At 78.0% G+C, this 1,047-nt stretch carries 1 protein-coding gene; it reads right to left on the bottom strand.

Annotation, left to right across the window (positions count from 1 at the left end; genetic code table 11):
* Positions 1–40: 40 nt before the first annotated feature.
* The gene (locus HCN56_RS25650; protein ID WP_167975047.1) at positions 41–775 is read right to left on the bottom strand and encodes a CBS domain-containing protein; all 735 of its coding nucleotides are present in this window, start codon (positions 773–775) and stop codon (positions 41–43) included.
* Between the last annotated feature and the right edge of the window lie 272 nt (positions 776–1,047).

Raw genomic sequence — 1,047 nt, 5'->3', positions numbered from 1 at the left:
GCCCCCGCCCACCCGGCCCCTCGCGGCCGGTGCCGCCTGCTCAGTCCTCGGCCGGCTGCCGCGGCGCGGGGACCGCCCCCTCGGCGCCACCCGGCCACGGCGGTTCCGCGCGCGAGTCGTCGATGCGGTAGGTGAGCCGGTCGACGACCCCCACCACCCCGTCGACCCGCGCGGTCACCCGCACCGCGATCTCCTTCTCGCTGAGGCGCTCCGTGGCGCCCTCCAGGGTGACCACGCCGTCCACCACCGTCACCCGCACCGACTCCGGCGCCAGCCAGAGCGTGTCGACGACGACGTCGCGGGTCACCGCACGGCGGATCTCCTCGTCGGGGCGGTGGAAGACCCGCAGCAGGTCGCGCCGGGTCACGATGCCGACGAGGCGGTCCTCCTCGTCCACCACCGGCAGCCGGCCGAGGCGGCGGCGCGCCATCAGTCGTGCCGCCTCCACCACCCGGGCCTGGGCGCGGACCGTCTCCGGCGGGGTGGCCATCAGTTCGCCCGCCGTGCCGCGCGTCGCCGCGGCCGGTCCCGGCAACCCCACCGCACCGGGGACGACCTGCCCCGGCGTCGGCTGCCCGGCGCCGGCGGGTCCGGGGCCGCGGCGCGCCAGGTCGCCCCGCGAGACCACGCCGATCACCCGGTCCTCGTCGTCGATCACCGGCAGTCCGCCGACGCGGTGCACGCACAGCAGGCGGGAGAGCTCGCCGTACGGGGTTTCGCGTACCGCGGTGACGACGTCGGTGGCCATCACATGGCCGACCTTGGTGTGCCTCATGAGGTCTCCTCCGTGCGGAGCACATCCGGTGGACCGGCCGCGCCCCTCGCGCCCGGCGTCGGGCACCACGGCGCGGCAAGCGGGAGCGTGACCGGGCCGTGCGGGCCGTCAGCGCCCGGGAACCCCGGCGGTGGGGACGCGGCACGGCGTCTCGCTGTCCACCGGCCCCTCCGTCACCAGGGCGGGTCGGAAGCCGAGGGTGGCGACGGCGGCCTCGGTCGCCTCGGTGACCCGGCCGCGAAGCGTCGCGCCCCGCTCCCCCGGCCGCGTGC

This window comes from Streptomyces lonarensis, assembly GCF_012033735.1.
Taxonomy (GTDB): Bacteria; Actinomycetota; Actinomycetes; order Streptomycetales; family Streptomycetaceae; genus Streptomyces; species Streptomyces lonarensis.
Note: the sequence above shows the minus strand (reverse complement) of the source record. Positions and strands in the feature narration are given on the sequence as shown.